Source organism: Rhizobium sp. L51/94, from assembly GCF_019355555.1.
Classification (GTDB): domain Bacteria; phylum Pseudomonadota; class Alphaproteobacteria; order Rhizobiales; family Rhizobiaceae; genus Rhizobium; species Rhizobium rhododendri.
On the sequence record NZ_CP072142.1, the window covers coordinates 471,649 to 489,541 of the forward strand.

General features: G+C 61.5%; 16 protein-coding genes. 10 read left to right on the plus strand and 6 right to left on the minus strand.

Annotation, left to right across the window (positions count from 1 at the left end):
- Positions 1-4 precede the first annotated feature (4 nt).
- Complete coding sequence (locus J5274_RS20195) at positions 5-637, plus strand: TetR/AcrR family transcriptional regulator (RefSeq protein WP_219275565.1); 633 nt, start codon at positions 5-7, stop codon at positions 635-637.
- Between the two features lie 24 nt (positions 638-661).
- On the opposite strand, the gene J5274_RS20200 is transcribed toward J5274_RS20195, so the two are convergent.
- Entirely contained in the window at positions 662-1,018 is a 357-nt protein-coding gene (locus J5274_RS20200; protein ID WP_257625729.1) for a universal stress protein, read from the minus strand.
- 204 nt (positions 1,019-1,222) lie between these two features.
- Positions 1,223-1,912, minus strand: coding sequence for a FadR/GntR family transcriptional regulator (locus tag J5274_RS20205; protein ID WP_219275567.1), 690 nt, complete (start codon positions 1,910-1,912; stop codon positions 1,223-1,225).
- Positions 1,913-2,085: 173 nt separating this feature from the next.
- Between J5274_RS20205 and J5274_RS20210 the strand changes: the two genes are divergently transcribed.
- The 5 genes from J5274_RS20210 to hydA all read left to right on the plus strand — a co-directional run bounded on the left by J5274_RS20210 (position 2,086) and on the right by hydA (position 7,080).
- Positions 2,086-2,883, plus strand: a complete 798-nt coding sequence (locus J5274_RS20210) for an ABC transporter substrate-binding protein (protein WP_219275568.1) — start codon at positions 2,086-2,088, stop codon at positions 2,881-2,883.
- Between the two features lie 68 nt (positions 2,884-2,951).
- Positions 2,952-3,626, plus strand: a complete 675-nt coding sequence (locus J5274_RS20215; protein ID WP_219275569.1) for an amino acid ABC transporter permease — start codon at positions 2,952-2,954, stop codon at positions 3,624-3,626.
- Complete coding sequence (locus J5274_RS20220) at positions 3,623-4,360, plus strand: amino acid ABC transporter ATP-binding protein (RefSeq protein ID WP_278333507.1); 738 nt, start codon at positions 3,623-3,625, stop codon at positions 4,358-4,360. The genes J5274_RS20215 and J5274_RS20220 overlap by 4 nt, the downstream gene beginning before the upstream one ends.
- 30 nt (positions 4,361-4,390) lie before the next feature.
- A complete protein-coding gene (locus J5274_RS20225; RefSeq protein ID WP_219275570.1) occupies positions 4,391-5,653 on the plus strand; it encodes a cysteine desulfurase-like protein in 1,263 nt (420 codons plus the stop codon).
- A gap of 17 nt (positions 5,654-5,670) precedes the next feature.
- Positions 5,671-7,080: a dihydropyrimidinase gene (gene hydA / locus J5274_RS20230; RefSeq protein WP_219275571.1), complete on the plus strand. Its 1,410-nt coding sequence runs from the start codon at positions 5,671-5,673 to the stop codon at positions 7,078-7,080.
- Between the two features lie 9 nt (positions 7,081-7,089).
- On the opposite strand, the gene J5274_RS20235 is transcribed toward hydA, so the two are convergent.
- Positions 7,090-8,439, minus strand: coding sequence for a sigma-54 dependent transcriptional regulator (locus J5274_RS20235; protein WP_219275572.1), 1,350 nt, complete (start codon positions 8,437-8,439; stop codon positions 7,090-7,092).
- Positions 8,436-10,295, minus strand: coding sequence for an ATP-binding protein (locus tag J5274_RS20240; RefSeq protein ID WP_257625730.1), 1,860 nt, complete (start codon positions 10,293-10,295; stop codon positions 8,436-8,438). The genes J5274_RS20235 and J5274_RS20240 overlap by 4 nt, the downstream gene beginning before the upstream one ends.
- 289 nt (positions 10,296-10,584) lie before the next feature.
- On the opposite strand from J5274_RS20240, the gene J5274_RS20245 reads away from it, so the two are divergent.
- On the plus strand, positions 10,585-11,856 hold the full coding sequence (locus J5274_RS20245; protein ID WP_244615553.1) for a dicarboxylate/amino acid:cation symporter: 1,272 nt from the start codon (positions 10,585-10,587) through the stop codon (positions 11,854-11,856).
- 86 nt (positions 11,857-11,942) lie between these two features.
- On the opposite strand, the gene J5274_RS20250 is transcribed toward J5274_RS20245, so the two are convergent.
- Positions 11,943-13,247 carry a D-tagatose-bisphosphate aldolase, class II, non-catalytic subunit gene (locus tag J5274_RS20250; protein WP_219275574.1) on the minus strand — a complete coding sequence of 435 codons (1,305 nt, stop codon included), beginning with the start codon at positions 13,245-13,247 and terminating at the stop codon, positions 11,943-11,945.
- Entirely contained in the window at positions 13,247-14,236 is a 990-nt protein-coding gene (locus tag J5274_RS20255; RefSeq protein WP_219275575.1) for a sugar kinase, read from the minus strand. The genes J5274_RS20250 and J5274_RS20255 overlap by 1 nt, the downstream gene beginning before the upstream one ends.
- A 312-nt stretch (positions 14,237-14,548) precedes the next feature.
- Here J5274_RS20255 and J5274_RS20260 point away from each other — a divergent pair, with 312 nt between their 5' ends.
- The 3 genes from J5274_RS20260 (at position 14,549) to J5274_RS20270 (ending at position 17,803) form a co-directional block, all read left to right on the plus strand.
- Positions 14,549-15,862 (plus strand): sugar ABC transporter substrate-binding protein, encoded by a 1,314-nt coding sequence (locus J5274_RS20260; RefSeq protein ID WP_219275576.1) that lies wholly within the window; start codon positions 14,549-14,551, stop codon positions 15,860-15,862.
- 117 nt (positions 15,863-15,979) lie between these two features.
- On the plus strand, positions 15,980-16,750 hold the full coding sequence (locus tag J5274_RS20265; RefSeq protein WP_219275577.1) for an L-iditol 2-dehydrogenase: 771 nt from the start codon (positions 15,980-15,982) through the stop codon (positions 16,748-16,750).
- A gap of 42 nt (positions 16,751-16,792) precedes the next feature.
- The gene (locus J5274_RS20270) at positions 16,793-17,803 is read left to right on the plus strand and encodes a zinc-dependent alcohol dehydrogenase family protein (protein ID WP_374113757.1); all 1,011 of its coding nucleotides are present in this window, start codon (positions 16,793-16,795) and stop codon (positions 17,801-17,803) included.
- Positions 17,804-17,893: the final 90 nt, after the last annotated feature.

Genomic DNA, 17,893 nt, shown 5'->3' on the forward strand with positions numbered 1-17,893 from the left:
AGATATGTCTGTCACTGAAAATGAAACCGTTCACCGTTTGCCTCGCGGCCGACCCCGCCTGGATCCCGATCTCCGCAAGACAAGTATCGTCGAGACCGCCCTCAGGGTTTTCATCGAGGTGGGTTTCGTCGACGCGACGATGGAAATGATCGCCGCACGCTGCGCAATCTCCAAGGCCACGCTCTACAGTGCGTTTTCGAGCAAGCGGGACCTTTTCACATCGGTGGTCGAGGTTGCCGTCCGCCTGGAAATTCCGGATGAAATCGAAGGTGGCTCGGTTGCCAAGACCCTCGAGACGATCCTTCTGCCACCGTCCGACGGTCATGAGTCTGAGCTGGACGACCGGGATGCCATCCTCCGGATCGTTTATACCCAGGGACAGGACCATCCCGAGCTCTGGGAGATCTACCGGTGCACGACTAGCAAGGAGTCCGAGCGGCTGACGGCTTGGCTGCTGCAGCAGCAGGCGCAAGGACGGCTGATCATCGACGATGCAACGATGATCGCCCAGATGCTCATGAACGTCGCCCTGGGCTATCCGCCAAACCGATCCGAGGCCGTGGTCGGTCCCCTGACGCGGGTGCCCTACCTCAGGGAGTTCGTAACGATATTCTGCCGCGGGATTTCCGTCTCCTGACAGCAGGCAACTCAGGTCGTCGTTTCAGTGGCGATCGACAAGCACCGAGCAACTGGCCCCGCGCGTGACGCGGTCGACAATCGACCCGAAAAGGGCATCCGTGATGTCCTGCACATGGGTGCCGACGATGACGAGGTCGGCATTGCGCTCACGGGCCGCATCGAGGATCGTCGGGGCAACGCGGCCGGCCTTGATCAGGTAGGTGGCTTCGATGTTGAGGCGCGAGCAGAGGGATTTCAACTTTGCCTCCACGTCGCTCATCCAGTCCATATCGGCGCTCGATGGCGCGGATTGGGGTGTGTAATGCGGAACTGATTCCACGACATGCAGCGCGATGATCTCGCCGTCACTGTCGAGCAGCGCGGATGCGCGACGCAACATGTGTTCCGCCTTTTCACGCGGGCCTAGTCCTATGGCGCAAATTATCCTGGAATACATGCTGTCTTTACCACCGAGAGAGAGTTGGTCCGTCCAAGATTACTTGGACCTTCTACCCTCGGCTTGGCTTTGACAAAGATCAACCGGAATAAAAGTTTTGGTCGTTCTACTATATAGTCGGCAGCATAAGCCTGGTCATGTGGCATTTCAGGGAAATAGACCGGCGCAGCGCGCGGTGTTGCGGACATGGGTTTCCATGGCCAGCCTGGAACGTTCGACATCGTTGGATTTCAGCGCCGCGATGATGGCGCGATGCTCGGCCACCGATGCCAGCATGCGCGAGGGTTCGGTGATCGGGATTGGCTGGCGCTGCGTTTCCGTCAGTTGCTCGCGGACGGTCTGGTAGAGTGCGCGCAGCATTGCATTGCTGCAGCCGGACGCGATGATGCCGTGGAATTCGAGATCCGCTTCGACATTCGTCAGCAGATCCTCGCTGGCCCAGCACTCCTCCATGGTTCTGGTCGCGTCCTCCATTGCCTGCAACTGGCCTCCCGTCAGCCGTCCAGCCGCAAGGGCCGCAATGTTGCCTTCCAGCATGATGCGCGTCTGGAAGACATCGAACACCGAATAGCTGTCGGCGTAGCGCCACGGTGCCATGGCGTTGGTTGCCGACGGGCGGTTGCCGGCCACGAAGGTGCCCCTGCCCGCCTCGGTCTTGAGCAGGCCCAGCGTTTCGAGCGTCAGCAGCGCCTCGCGCAGCGATGCCCGGCTGATGCCGAGTCGAACGGAAAACTCCCGCTGCGAGGGGATCTTCTGCCCTGCCTTCAACTCCCCGGCCTTGATCATATCCTGGATAATCCGGGCGGCCGATTGGGGAACGAGTGTTCTGGTGAGCATTCAACGTCTTCTTTGTGCCGGCGCGGCCGATGCTGTCGGGCCACTGATGTCGTGAACTCTATTTTACTTTATTGCCGTCTTGCAAATGCCAGGCCGCCATGCTTGATTGGTCGAACTGGTCTGACCAGTTCGACCACATAAAACTGATGGGTAAAATAAATCAAGGGGAACCCATGCGCACTCCGTCATTTCTGAAAACAACCGTTCTCACAGCAATCCTGGCCTTTGCCGGATCTTCGATCTCTTTCGCAGCCGATCTCTCGGTCGGTGCCAACATCGGCAATGTCCCCTGGGAGTTCCAGGACGATACCGGCAAGACTGTCGGCTTTGAAGTCGATCTTGTCACCGAGATTGCCAAGCGTCTCGGCAAGTCTGTCGAGTTCGTCAACATCCCGTTCAACGGGCTTTTCTCAGCGGTGCAATCCGGCCGTATCAACATGGCCGTTTCGTCGATCACCATCACGCCCAAGCGTCTCGAATCAGTCACCTTCGCCCAGCCCTACTACGATAGCGACCAGTCGCTGACGGTGACGGCAGCCAGCGGCATTGCCGATCTTGCCGGGATGAAGGGCAAGGTCGTGGGTGTCGATACCGGCTCCACCGGCGACATGTGGGCGACCGAGAATACCGGCAAATACGGCCTCGGCGAAATCCGCCGCTTCGAAGGCTTGCAGCCTGCGATGCTCGATCTCGTTGCCGGCCGCATCGACGGCTACATCAGCGACATCCCGGCGCTGCAGTATTACGTCAAGGACAAGCCGAACCTGAAAGTCGTCGAGCGTATTCCGACGGGCGAGAAGTATTCGATCATGTTCAACAAGGGCGATGCTCTTGCCAAGCAGGTCAACGACGTCATCACCACGCTGAAGGGCGAAGGCTATATCGCCAAGCTGCACCAGACATGGTTCGGCGCAAAGGCCGAAGACACGACCTCGACGGTCAAGGTCATGGATATGCCGGCCGCCAAGTAACCGGCTAGCCCGACGGGGATGGCGGCTGATGTCGCCATCCTTTTCCCGACGATCTGACCGGCGGTTTCATGGATATTTTCACGACATTCTTCAACGTTCCTGTCCTCATCAGGGCGTTTCCACTTCTGATATCGGGGCTCTGGGTGACGCTCGAGATCGGTATCACCAGCATTATCGCCGGCCTTGTCGGCGGCATGTTCCTGGCGCTGCTTCGCCTCTACGCTCCGGCACCGGTGCGGGCGATCGCCAAGATCTATACGGATTTCTTCCGGTCCATCCCGCTGCTCGTTTTGTTGATCATCGTTTACTATGCCCTGCCCTTCGTCGGCATCCGCTTTTCGCCGTTCTTCTCGGCCGTGGCAGCCCTGACGCTGGTGTCGATTGCCTATACTGCGGAGATTTTTCGCGCCGGCATCGAGGCCATCCCCCGTGGCCAGTTCGAGGCTTCCGAGGCGCTGGGTCTTTCGTATCGGCCGATGATGATCGACGTCATCCTGCCGCAGGCGATCAAGATCGTCATTCCGCCGCTGACCAACAACTGCATCAATGTCATCAAGGACACGGCGCTCGCCTCCGTCGTCGCCATGCCGGATCTGCTGAAGCAGGCGACACAGGCACAGGCGCTGATGGCCAACCCCTCCCCCCTGATCGGCGCTGCCATAATCTATGTCGCCTTCCTCTGGCCGCTGGTGACCATCGTTGCCCGCCTTGAGAAACGCTTCAATGTCGGGAGGCGCCCATGAGACCGATCATCAGCATCCAGGGCCTCAAGAAGTCATACGGCGATTTCGAGGTGCTACACGGCATCGATCTCGAGATCGGCGAAGGTGAGGTGGTCTGCGTCATCGGGCCATCCGGCTCCGGCAAGTCGACGCTGATCCGCTGCATCAACCATCTCGAGGCATTTTCGCCGGAGAGCACAATCCATGTCGACGGCATCAAGGTCGAGCGCGGCAAGGCGCTGGCGCAGGTCCGCGCCGAAGTCGGCATGGTGTTTCAGTCGTTCAACCTGTTTCCGCACCTGACCGTGCTGAAAAACGTCATGCTGGCGCCGATGCGGGTGCGCGGCACGACAACGGCAGATGCCGCCCGCAAGGCACGCGAGTTGCTGACCCGCGTCGGCATCTCCGAGCAGTCGGATAAATATCCGGAGCAGCTTTCCGGCGGCCAGCAGCAGCGCGTCGCCATTGCCCGGGCGCTGGCCATGGAGCCGAGGGTCCTGCTGTTCGACGAGCCCACCTCCTCGCTCGATCCGGAGATGGTCGGTGAGGTGCTCGACGTCATGCGCAAGCTTGCAGGCACTGGCGTGACGATGATCGTCGTCACCCACGAGATGGGCTTTGCCCGCCAGGTGGCCGATAGGGTGATCTTCATGGATGGCGGGCGCATCATCGAGGCCGGCACGCCGGCGGAGATATTCGACGCGCCGCAACAGGAGCGCACCAAGAGCTTCCTGCGCGCCGTGCTCAATCACTGAAAAACAAAATATTCCGGGAGAGATCAGCTCATGCAACGCCCCCTCGACATCGATTTTGCCAGAAGCCAATTTCCAGGGCTCGGCAACGGATGGACATTTTTCGACAACGCCGGTGGTTCGCAAATCCTAAAGCCGGCGGTCGATCGCATGACCAGCTTCCTCTATGACAAGAACGTCCAGATCGGCGGCAGCTACGACGTCTCGCTGCAGGCGGCAAAGGCGCTTGCGGACGGGCGAATGGCGGCAATGCATCTGGTCAATGCGGCGCGTCCCGAGGAAATCGTCTTCGGCGGCTCGACGACTGTGCTGCTGCAGAACCTGGCGAAGGGCATGCGCAGCCAGCTGAAGCCGGGCGACGAGATCATCGTCACGATCTCCGACCACGAATCGAACATCGGCCCGTGGGAAGGTCTGACGGATGCCGGCATCGTTCTCAAGTTCTGGCCGCTCGATACCGAGACCTACGTGCTCGACATGGCCGATCTCGCGCCGTTGATGACGGAGCGGACGAAGCTCGTCTGCGTCACCCATGTCTCGAATATTCTCGGATCGATCAATCCAATCGCCGAGATCGCCGCTTTCGTCCATGCACGCGGCGCCCGTATATGCGTCGACGCCGTCGCCTACGCGCCACACCGCGCCATCGACGTGCAGGCATGGGATGTCGATTATTACGTCTTCAGCCTCTACAAGACTTACGGTCCCCACTACGCGATGATGTACGGCAAATACGATCATCTGCTCGAGCTGGATCCGCTCTATCACTTCTTCTACGGGCGGGACAAAGTGCCGGGCAAGCTCGAGCCCGGCAATGCCAACTACGAACTCGCCTATTCGCTGACCGGCATCGTTGATTATCTGGCCGAACTCGGTGAACGCGCCGGCTCAAGCGGCAGCCTGCGTGAAAAGATCGTCGCGGCCTTCGACGTCATAGCGAAGCAGGAAAACGCGCTGGCGGATCGGCTGCTCGGCTACCTCGGCAGCCGCAACGACTGCCGCATATTCGGCGAACGCGACAATGCGCGCGGGAGCCGCATACCGACCATCAGCTTTGCCTTCGAGGGGCGCAATTCCGAAAGCATCTGCAAGGCCATGGATGCCCACAAGATCGCCATCCGCTTCGGAGATTTCCACGCGCGACGGCTTGGCGATCACATCGGCTTGCCGCAATATCACGGGGCGGTGCGCGTCTCCATGGTCCACTACAACACGCTGGAGGAAGTCGACCGGTTGATTGCGTCGCTTGACGCGATCCTCGGCAGCGACGTCGGCATGCTTAGCGCAACAGCCTGAAAAAGAGAGAGTGCAGCATGCGGTTCGATACGATCATCAGGAACGGGACAGTCGTTACCGAGAGCGAAACGTTAGCATGCGACGTCGGCATTATCGATGGCCGGATCGCAGCGCTCGAAACTGGTCTCGCTGATGCCGCCGAGATTATCGACGCGACAGGGCTCTATGTCATGCCAGGAGGCATCGACAGCCACGTACATCTCGCCCAGCCTTCCGGTGACGGTATTGTCATGGCCGACGATTTTGCCAGCGGCACGTTGTCAGCGGCCTTTGGCGGCAATACGACTGTGCTGCCATTCTGCATGCAGGAAAAGGGCACCAGCCTGCGCGAAGGCCTGAAGGTCTATCATGCCAAGGCGGATGGCGAATGCTACGTCGATGTCGCCTTCCATCTCGTCGTCACCGATCCGACTGCCGCCGTGCTCGGCCAGGAGCTGCCGGCGCTGGTCAATGACGGCTACACCTCGATCAAGGTGTTCATGACCTATGAAAGCCTGCGACTTCGCGACGACCAGATCCTCGATACGCTCGACGCCGCAAGACGGTCCGGCGCTGTTGTCATGGTTCATTGCGAGAACGAGGACGCGATCCAGTTTCTGATCGGCAAGCACGAGGCGCAAGGCGAGCTTGCGCCGAAATATCACGCCTCCAGCCGGCCAATAGCCGCCGAGCGGGAAGCCACCCATCGCGCCCTGTCGCTGGCCGAGATCGTCGAGACGCCGATCGTCATCGTGCATGTCTCCAACCGACAGGCGATGGAAGAGATCCAGCGGGCGCGCTCGCGTGGTGTCAATGTTGCCGGCGAGACCTGCCCGCAATACCTGATGCTGACCGCTGACGATCTCGATGCGGCAGAGCTCGAAGGCGCCAAATTCGTCTGCTCGCCGCCGCCGCGCGACGCTGAAAGCCAGATCGCCTGCTGGGAGGGCCTGCAGAACGGGACTTTCGAGCTGTTCTCATCGGACCATTGCCCTTTTCGCTACGACGACGACCAGGGCAAGCTCAATGAGAAGGGAAAGCGCAATTTCCGGTGGATACCGAACGGCATTCCGGGTGTCGAGACGCGGTTGCCCATCCTGTTTTCAGAAGGCGTCACCAAGGGACGGATCGATCTCAACCGCTTTGTCGCGCTGTCGTCGACCAACCATGCGAAACAATACGGCCTGTATCCGCAAAAGGGCACCATCGCCATCGGCTCGGATGCCGATATCGCCCTCTGGGATCCCCTGCGGTCGGTAACGATCAGCAACGACATCCTGCATCACGGCGCCGACTACACGCCCTATGAAGGGCTCGAGGTCACCGGCTGGCCGGTGCGCGTCATCCTCAGGGGCAAGACCATCGTCAACGGCGATAGAATGGAAGGCACCAAGCAGATGGGCCGCTATCTCCAGCGTCCGGGTGGTGTCAGCGCCGAGCGCGCCTGAGGCCCGCCCCTATTTCACATAGTCTCCGCGTGTAATACCGTGCCTTTGCAGCTTGTCGTAAAACGTCTTGCGGGGGATGCCGAGGGCTTCGATCGTCAGGCGGATGTCGCCGTCATGTTCCCGGAGAGTGCTTCGGATCAGATCGGCCTCGTACTGCTCCATTCGAGCAGGCAGCGACATGATCGGGCTGTCTGCGTCATTGGCTCCAGGCGTTGCAGGACCGGTGTCGGCGAGGCCGAGGACAAAGCGCTCGGCAAAATGCGCCAGTTCGCGGACGTTGCCCGGCCATTCGTGTGCCTGGAGATAGCGATGCACATCCGGCGGCACGGCCGGTGGCTGCTTGTTGAACCGCGCGGCGGCGCGATCCACGAAATGGCCGAAAAGCAGCGGGATATCGGCGCGCCGGTCGCGCAGCGGCGGAATGGAGATGGTGACCACGTTGAGCCGATAGAAAAGATCCTCGCGAAAGCCCTGCCGCTGACCGGGGTCGCTCAGGTCGACCTTGGCGGCGGCGACGACACGAAGATCGACCGGCCGGATGTCGTTGGTGCCGAGCGGCGTGACTTCGCGCATCTCCAGCACCCGCAGCATCTTCACCTGCGCCGACTGCGGCATGCTCTCGATCTCGTCCAGAAACAAAGTGCCTTCGCCGGAGTGCTCGATACGGCCGATGCGCTTCTTCTGGGCACCGGTGAAAGCGCCGGCCTCGTGACCGAACAACTCGCTCTCGATGACGCTCTCCGGCAGCGCGCCGCAATTCAGCGCGACGAAATTGCCCTTCGCACGGCGGCTCCAGCGATGCAGCAGGCTTGCCACGACTTCCTTGCCGCTGCCCGTCTCGCCGGTAACGAGCACGTCCACGTCGGTATCGGCAATCTGGCGCAGGGTGCGCCGCAGTCGTTCCATCGCCGGTGTCTGGCCAATCAGCGGCAAGCCGTCCTGCGCCTGGTCGGTTGCTTCGCGCAGCCTCCTGTTGTCGAGAACGAGACGCCGCTTCTCCACCGCCCGCCGCACGCTCTGCACCAGCCTGTCCGTTGCGAAGGGTTTCGGGATGAAGTCGTAGACACCGTCCTTGATGGCCTGCACCGCCATAGGGATATCGCCGTGGCCGGTCATCAGGATCACCGGCAGGTCGTCGTCCTGTTGCTGGACGCGGGCAAAAAGCTCCAGCCCGTCCATGCCAGGCATCCGGATATCCGACACGACGACGCTGACGGCAGCGATGTCGAGGGCCTCGACCGCATCGCGTGGCCGCGAAAATGCGGTGACGGAAAAGCCGGCAAGTTCAAGTGTCTGGGCCGTTGCCCGCAGCAAGTCGGCATCGTCGTCGACGAGCAGGATGAGCGGCACTTCGTTCATGAGGATGCCCTTGGCAGATGGAGGACGAAGCGCGTGCCGGTCTCGCCGCTGTCGACATCGATGCGACCGCCGAAATCGGCCGCGATGTCCTTGGAGATGACGAGGCCAAGACCAAGGCCGCCGGGCTTCGAAGTGTTGAACGGGGTGAACAGCGAATCGAGAATTTCCGGCGCGATGCCCGGCCCGTTGTCAGCGATGCTGATGGCGATTTCGTGCGCTGTCTCGCAGACCGATACCGCAACCCGCGCGTCGTTGCGCCCCTCGAGCGCTTCCAGCGCATTCTGGAAAAGATTGATCAGCACCTGCTCGAGGCGGACGCGGGTGCCCATGACCATCATGCCCCGGGGCGGCAGTTCGATCGCCAGCGCCTCGATTTGCCCGGCAAAGCGACTGCGGAGCAGCACCACGGCGCCTTCTATGATGCCGCGGACATCGACCGGCACGGGCGACGTCCGGCCCTTGCGGGCGAAGGCCTTCAACTCCTCGGTAATCGTGCCGATCCGCTCGGTCAGCGAGGCGATCAGGCTGAGGTTTTCCCTGACCGGCCCGGGTTGATGGCGTTCCAGAAAGATCTGGGCGTTGTCGGCATAGGCACGGATGGTGGCAACCGGCTGGTTGATTTCATGGGCGACGCCGGCCGCCACCTGGCCGAGGATCGCCAGCCGGTTCGCCTGGACCAGTTCCTGCTGGACCACCTGCAACTTGGCCTCCGTCGTTCGGTGGCCGGAAATCTCTGCCTCGAGACGGTCGCGCGCACGACTGAGATCGTCGGTGCGCTCCAGCACCCGCCGCTCCAGCTCCTCGCGGGCCACACGACCGACGGCAAGCTCCATCGCCGAGACATGCCGGCGACGCAACAGGAAGGCGGCCAGCGCCAGAACGGGCAGCACTATGGCAAGCGCGATGAAGCGATCCTCGCGGATATTGGTCGCAATCGCAGCGTCCGTCGGCACGAGGTAGTTCAACGTCCACGGCGTCGAGGGCACCGGCGCTTTCAGGCGCAAATATTCGCCGGTGTTGGTGCCGGGCAGCACGGCGCGGACGATCGAGGCATCCGCATCGAGCGCCACCGGCGCGGTGATCGGCAGGGGAGTGAGCGTCGCGTCGCCAAACTGCAGGCTTCGGCGGATGGCCGACAGGCGGTCGCTTGCCAGCGGTGCATCCGTCATGAAACGCCAGGACGGGATGCTGGTCACAAGGACGATGCCCCGGTCGTCGGTGACATAGGCAGGGCGCGCCGTCTCGCGCCAGTCGGCTTCCAGCTGATCGAACTCCATCTTGACGACGACCACGCCGATGGGTGACCGAGGGTCTCCGACGCGGCGGGAGATATAGAGGCCGGGCCGATTGCTGGTGTTGCCGAGGGCAAAATGTTCGGCCGTTCCGTCGACAATGGCGCGGCGAAAATAGTCGCGGAAGGAGTAATCCTTGCCGACGAATGTCAGCTGGTCCTGCCAGTTGCTGGAGGCAATCGCGATGCCGTTTCGGTCGATGACATAGAGCACGGAGGCCTTGGTGCCGGAGACAAGACTTTCAAGTTTGCGATCCAGTAGCCGCACGGGCTGGTCGTCTGCGGTAGCAAGGGCGTCGCGAACCTGCAGGTCGTCGGCCAGCAGCAACGGCAGGGCGCGTGGCCGCTCGAGGACTGCCCGCAGCAAGGCGATTTTCAGATTGGCATCGGTCCGCCCCTGGTCTGCCAGCGCATGTACTGCAACCGACCGTCCATAGACGCCGGCCGTATAAAGGACAACGGTCAGGACCAGCGCGCTGGTAGCAGCAAAGGCAAGCCATACGCGGCGGTGTCGCTTGGCAAGGTCCAGAGGCGTCTGGTTGGGAGGTTGGGGGCGATGAAGCATGCTGCATCTGTGCATAATCCCGGCCAGACCTCAATGGTTTTGTGCGGATTTCCGCACTACAAGCGCCCAATTGGCCGAACGGCTTTCACCAAAGTCTATTTTACGCAAACACTTATGACGCTTGCGGAGTTTGGCATGGATGTTGCAAGTCATGTAGCTTGCAGTCGGAGGGCTGCTTGTCATTTGCAGCCCGGAGGGCCGAGAGATCGGTTTGGGCGAAGAGGAGGATCTTGTGATAATTCCTGACGCTGGTAGCCCGACCAAGGGCAAACTTCCCTTTTATCGACAGATGTACGTGCAGGTACTGACGGCCATTGCCGCCGGTATTCTGCTCGGCCATTTCTATCCCCAGGTCGGCGCTTCCATGCAGCCGCTTGGCGATGCCTTCATCAAGCTTGTACGCATGGTCATCGCCCCCGTCATCTTCCTGACGGTGACGACGGGTATCGCCGGCATGTCGGACCTGAAGAAGTTCGGTCGCGTCGTCGGCAAGGCGCTGCTCTACTTTCTCATCTTCTCGACGCTTGCTCTCGTCGTCGGCCTCGTGGTGTCGAATGTCCTGCAGCCCGGCGCGGGCATGCATATCAATGCGGCCACTCTCGACACCAAGGCGGTCAACACCTATGCCGCCCAGGCGCACGATGCGACGATCATCGGCTTCCTGATGAACATCATCCCCGATACCATCGTCGGCGCCTTTGCCAAGGGCGATATCTTGCAGGTGCTGTTCTTCTCGGTGTTCTTTGGCATCGCGCTCGGTGCCGTCGGTGAGCGTGGACGCGTGGTTTCGGATTTCCTTCAGGCCCTTACGGCCCCGATCTTTCGTCTCGTTGCCATCCTGATGCGCTTTGCGCCCATCGGCGCCTTCGGTGCCATGGCCTTTACCATCGGCAAATACGGGATCGGCTCCATTGCCAATCTCGCCTTCCTGATCGGGACGTTCTACCTGACGTCGCTCCTGTTCGTGCTGGTCGTGCTCGGGGCCGTCGGCTGGTACAACGGATTCTCGATCCTCAACCTGATCCGTTATATCAAGGAAGAGCTTCTGCTCGTGCTCGGCACGTCGTCCTCGGAGGCTGCTTTGCCGGGCCTGATGAACAAGATGGAGCGGGCCGGCGTCAAGCGGTCGGTCGTCGGGCTGGTCATTCCGACCGGTTATTCGTTCAATCTCGATGGCACCAATATCTATATGACGCTGGCGGCACTGTTCATTGCCCAGGCAACCGACACACCGCTGACGCTCGGCGACCAGCTCCTGCTCCTGGCAGTGGCGATGCTGAGCTCCAAGGGCGCTGCAGGCATCACCGGCGCGGGCTTCATCACGCTGGCCGCAACGCTGTCGGTTGTCCCCTCTGTGCCGATCGCCGGCATGGCGCTTATCCTCGGTATTGACCGCTTCATGTCGGAATGCCGTGCGCTGACCAATCTGGTCGGCAATGCGGTCGCGACTGTGGTCGTGGCACGTTGGGAAAACGAGCTGGACGAAGTCCAGTTTGCGGCCGCGATGAGGGGGGAGCTTTCGGGTACCCCCGAGATCCCCGCGTTGCAGGCCGCAGAGTGATCCCAGGCATCTATTGATCTTCGGCATGGCGCTCGCACCTCGATCGCCATGCCCCCCCCCCCGAAAATCACCTATCCGCCGATGCGCTAAGCGATGTCTCCGCCGCATCGAGCCGACGTCGGTTGCTCCAGGCACGCGGCGTCGTACGTCTCAAGGACGGCATCGACAGACTGGATGAGAACGAGTTCGGCATCTATCGGCCGGCCCGACGGAATGACAAGGCTCGGTAGGAACTGCCTGGCGACGGTTTCCGGGATGACGACCCCCCGCAACGCCAGCAGCAGATTTTCCACTGCTTCCGTCGCTTGTGGCTTGCCCCAGTAATAGCGGATCCGGTCGCTGTAACTGTAATGCCGCTCCACTCTCAGCGCATTCCCCTCCCCATGATAATGGCCAAGCCAGTTCGCGGGATCGGCGAGCATCGTGTCTTCCATGGCTCGCATAAGCGACCGGTCGCCATAGCCCGGGACCAGTTCCGACGCGATCAGGTCGAGCCCGTACAGCGATTCGCGGTAGGCAAAAGTTAGGCCCGGTCCGACCTTCAGGATCGGATAGCCATCGCGCACCAAAGCCGACAGCGCCTCGACGGTCTGGTAGTCAGTGGAATGGGCCTCGAAGACAAATTGCGGGACCGCGTCGAGGACAGCGCCGAGATCGAATGCCGCTTCTGGCCTGTAGGCGATCACGTTGGCATTGCCGAATTCGACGCCGGGCTGGACGACGAAGGCGATTACCCGGGAGAAGGCATCGGCAAGTCCTGCCCGCTCGAATACCTCGCGGTGGATCTCGATGGTCGAACGTGCGTCAATGGCTGAAGTCGGCGCCACTGTATCGAGGGCGTGGTCGGCGCCGCCGGGTGTCGGTACCTCGGTGCCGAGCACGTAGACCGGCATGGCGAGGCCGTTGGCCCGGGCGGCCTGCTCGGCGACTTCGGCAAGGCGGGCTGCCCGCTCGGCGATGATCCGGTCGCCGAGGCTCGCTGGCTCGCCCGCGCAAGCCATTGACGTATCCAGATGGATCTTGCTGAAGCCTGCCAGAACGTAGTGTCGGACCAGCGTCTCAGATTTCGACATGGCCGCCTCGGCAGTCTCTTTCTTCCAGGGGTTTGGACCGAGATGATCGCCGCCGAAAAGGATGCGGGAGCGCTCGAGGCCTTCGTCTGCGGCGATCCCGCAGACGAAGCCGATGAAGTCTGCCGGCGTCATGCCGGTGTAGCCGCCAAACTGGTTGACCTGGTTGCACGTTGCCTCGATCAGCACCTGCCGGCCGTTGTTTCTGGCGCGGCGCAACGCTGCCCGCAGCACCGTCGGGTGGGCGGAGCAGACAGAGGTGATGCCGAACGGCGAGCCCTCTTGCCGGGAAGAAGCGAGGCGTGTCAGCAGCTGGTTCATCAGATCACCCTCGGTGTGGTTCGCGCAAATTCCTGCAGTTCCTCAAGGCTGGAGACACCTTCCATCGGCCCTTGCCGCGTGACGTTGCGGGCGCCGGCGGCGTTGGCCAGCAACAGCGCACGCTCCGGCGTCGAGCCCATTCGCCGGGCAGTAAGATAGGTGGCGCCGAAACAATCGCCGGCGCCGGTCGGATCGACTTCGGAAACCGCGAAGGCGGCTGCATGAAGCGGCGGCGAGCCGGGTGCGAAACAGGAAGACCCATGGCGGCCGCGCTTCAGCACGATCTCGCCAATGCCAATACCAAGGAGCTTGTCGATGGCCGTCGGTTCGTCGCTGGTATCGGCTGCGATCAGCAGTTCGTCGTCGGACGGGAGCAGGAGGTCGGTGACGGCGAGCATATCGTCGAGCAGCTGCCTGCCCTCCCCGCCATTCGCCAGTTCCTTGCGAACATTAGGGTCGAAGGATACCGAGCCGCCGCGGGCCTTTATCGCCGAGACAGCAAAATGGATGATGTCGGAGGCGCCCGGAATGGCGAAAGCCGATCCCATGACATGCAAGTGGCCGCTGCGCTCGATCAGCGCCGTTGCAGGCGCCGTCAGCTGGATCCGGCCGGCAGCGGAGCTGGCGATATTGAACACGAAATCGCGGGCGCCATCCGGCCGGTAACGTACGAAAGCGCTCCCCGTTGGGAGATCGCCGATGACAGATATGGCTGAGACGTCGACACCGTCGCGCCGCAGCCTGTCGATATTGAGCTTGCCGAAATCGTCGTTACCGACGCTGGCGATGATGCCAGCCGATCCGCCCATGCGCGCGACCTGGTCGATGAAGATCGCGGGCGCGCCGCTGGCAAAGGGGCCGATCAGGGCCTGCGGCTCCAGAAAACCGTGGCCGACCGTCGTTGCCATGATCTCCACCAGGATTTCGCCCATCGTGATCGTCGGCCCGAGCGCTTCAGGCGCAAGCCCTCCGGTCTGTAAAGCAGACATCTTACCTCCCTCGCCCCGCCAAGGACGGATAATGCAATGCGGCGGTCCGTCTTGGCTAAAGAAAGGGAAATCGCGAGTCAACAGAATTTGACGCGAGTAAATTAGCGCATGCCTTGCGGATTGCTTATCTCGTGTGCAGGTAAGCGTAATCAAGCAAATAAAACAGCCATTATGCCATATGATTTTCGAGATATGACTGGAAATTCGGCAGCGGTCATATCCGATCGGTTGACAGCAGGACGCTTCGTTGCAATAAAACTTTACGCATGTAATTTTATGCGTAGGTTTTCTTTCGGGAGGAGAAACGAAGTCATGACAACAATTATTCGCACGCTGACCGCATCCGCCGTCGGCATCGGCCTGATGGCGGGAATGGCCCAGGCCGAGGAACTGACGATTGCCACCGTCAACAATGGTGACATGATCATCATGCAGAAGCTGGCGCCCGAGTGGGAGAAGAAGACAGGCAACAAGCTGAACTGGGTGGTGCTCGAGGAAAATGTCCTTCGCCAGAAGCTGACCACAGACATTGCCACGAAAAGCGGCCAGTTCGACATCATGACCATCGGTGGCTACGAAGCACCGATCTGGGGCAAGTCCGGCTGGCTGGAGCCGGTCGGCGATCTCGGCAGCGACTATGACTACGACGACCTTCTGGCGCCGATCAAGGCCGGCCTGACAGTCGACGGCAAGCTCTACGCGGTACCGTTCTACACCGAAAGCTCGTTCACGCTGTACCGCAAGGACCTGTTCGATGCGGCCGGTCTCAAGATGCCGGAGCAGCCGACCTACGACCAGATCAAGGAATACGCGGCCAAGCTCACCGACAAGTCGAAGGAGCAGTACGGTATCTGCCTTCGCGGCAAGCCGGGCTGGGGCGAGAACATGGCGTTCCTCGGAACCATGATCAACACCTATGGCGGCAGCTGGTTCGACATGAAATGGAAGCCGCAGATTAATTCGGCGCCCTGGAAGAAGGCCGTTACCGACTACGTCGAGCTGCTGACCAAATACGGTCCTCCCGGTGTGACATCGAATGGCTTCAATGAAAACCAGGCGTTGTTTGCGACCGGCCATTGCGCCATGTGGATCGACGCGACGTCGGCCGCCGGCCGCGTGTTCGATCCGAAGCAGAGCAAGGTCGCCGACAAGATCGCTTTCACGGCCGCCCCGATAGAGGTCACCCCGCACGGCGCCAGCTGGTCGTGGTCGTGGAACCTGGCGATCCCGGCAACATCGACCAAGGTCGAGGCCGCCAAGTCGTTCGTCAAATGGGCGACCTCCAAGGACTATGTGAAGCTGGTGGGAGAGAAGGAAGGCTGGGTCGCCGTGCCGCCGGGCATGCGTAAATCGACCTATGACCTGCCGGAGTACCAGAAGGCAGCGCCATTTGCCGCCGCCGTGCTGAAGGCCATCCTGTCGGCCGATCCGACCAAGGCCACGAAGGATCCGGTTCCCTACACCGGCGTCCAGTTCGTCGCCATTCCTGAGTTCCAGGGCATCGGCACCATCGTCGGCCAGCAGATATCGTCCGCGCTTGCCGGTCAGCAGACCGTCACCGCCGCCCTCGACAATGCCCAGAAACAGGTCGAGCGCGACATGAAGAAGGCCGGCTATCCGAAATGATCGATACCGCTCGCGGCTTGCCGCCGCGAGCACCCTCCCGGGCGTTCGAAGTTTAACCTTCCCAAGGTCAGGGCTTTCCGGCAGACATTCGTCAATATCTAGAATTTGGAGCGTGTTATGAGATTGAAGGACAAAGTCGCCCTGATTACCGGCGGTGCGCGCGGCATCGGCCTCGGTTTTGCAGAAGCCTTCGTCAAGGAAGGTGCGCGGGTCGTCATCGCCGACATCGACATCAACCGTGCCACCAAGGCCGCCGCTGTCATTGGCGATCGCGCCAGCGCCGTAAAGCTCGACGTCACCGATCTTTCGGCCATCGAGAGCGTCGTCAAGTCGGTCGACCAGGAGTTCGGCGGCATCGACATCCTCATCAACAATGCCGCCATCTTCGACATGGCGCCGATCAACGAGATCACCGAGCAGAGCTACGAGCGTATCTTCGACATCAATCTCAAGGCGCCGCTGTTCATGATGAAGGCGGTCTCCAATGCGATGATCGCACGCGGTCGCGGCGGCAAGATCATCAACATGGCAAGTCAGGCCGGTCGTCGCGGCGAAGCGCTGGTGACCCTCTATTGCGCCTCCAAGGCCGCGATCATCTCGGCCACCCAGTCTGCGGCGCTCGCCCTCGTCAAGCACGGCATCAACGTCAACGCCATCGCCCCCGGTGTCGTCGACAGCGAAATGTGGGATGTCGTCGACGCCAGCTTCGCCAAGTGGGAAGGCCTGCAGCCCGGCGAGAAAAAGGCAGCCGTCGCCAAGTCCGTGCCGATCGGCCGCTTCGCGACACCCGACGATCTCAAGGGTATCGCTGTCTTTCTCGCATCCTCCGAAAGCGACTACATTCTTGCCCAGACCTACAATGTCGACGGCGGAAACTGGATGAGCTGACCTTACGGTCGGCCATCGTCTGAAAGCGTGCGGGAGGACGTCTTGGAAGCCATCAATTATAAGGCCCTCGGCGTTGCCGATATCGCCGACCTGCCGATGCCGGCGCTTTTGCCCGGCCAGGCGCTGATCCGGGTCAAGGCATCCGGTCTGTGCCACACGGATATCGACGTTCTCTATGGTCGCTACGGCGAGGGGCATTTTCCAGTCGTCCCCGGCCATGAATATGCGGGCGTCGTCGAGGCCGTCGCGGACGATGTGCAGTCGATCAAGGTCGGCGCCCGTGTAGTCGTCGATCCCAACCTCACCTGCGGGCATTGCGACGCCTGCCTGAAGGGACTCGGCAATCTCTGTGGGACGCTGAAGGCGTACGGGGTCACCCACAATGGCGGTTTCGCAGCCTACAGCGCCGTCGACGCAGGGCACCTGCACGAGATCGGCGACATGCCCTTCGAGCTCGCAGCACTTGCCGAGCCGCTCGGCTGCGTCCTCAACGGTCTGCGCAGTGCCAACCTTGTCACCGGTGCCCACGGCACGCAGACGGCACTGGTCTTCGGTGCCGGGCCGATCGGGCTGCTGCTCGCCCTCTCGCTGAAGGCCGAGGGCGTCGCCGCCGTGACAATTGCCGACATCAACGAACGTCGTCTCGACTTTGCAGGTAGCCTCGGCCTTGGCACCGCGGTCTCTGGGTCGGCGGATCTGGCCGGCTGCCGGCGCCAATTCGATTTCGTCGCCGATGCCACGGGAATTCCCGCTGTCGTCGAGGGCATGGCCGATTTTACCGCCGATGGCGGCACCATGCTGGTGTTCGGCGTCTGCGCGCCGGATGCCCGGGTGTCGATCGCGCCGTTCGAGATTTTCAGGCGGCAATTGAAGCTTGTCGGTTCCCATTCGCTGAACGGGACCATTCCCGATGCACTTGCGATTCTGAAGCGGGATGCAGATCGGATGGGGCGGCTTGTGTCGCACCGGCTGCCTCTCGCCGAGGTGCTGCCGTTCCTGACCAGCAAGTCGAAGGACGCGGCGACCATGAAGGTACAATATGTCGCCGACTAAGTGAATTTCCGGCATCGATTGCGCGCGGATTCCGGCTTTTCGCCCGGAGACGAGTGATCTACAGGTGAACTCCTGACCGATGGGAGAGAC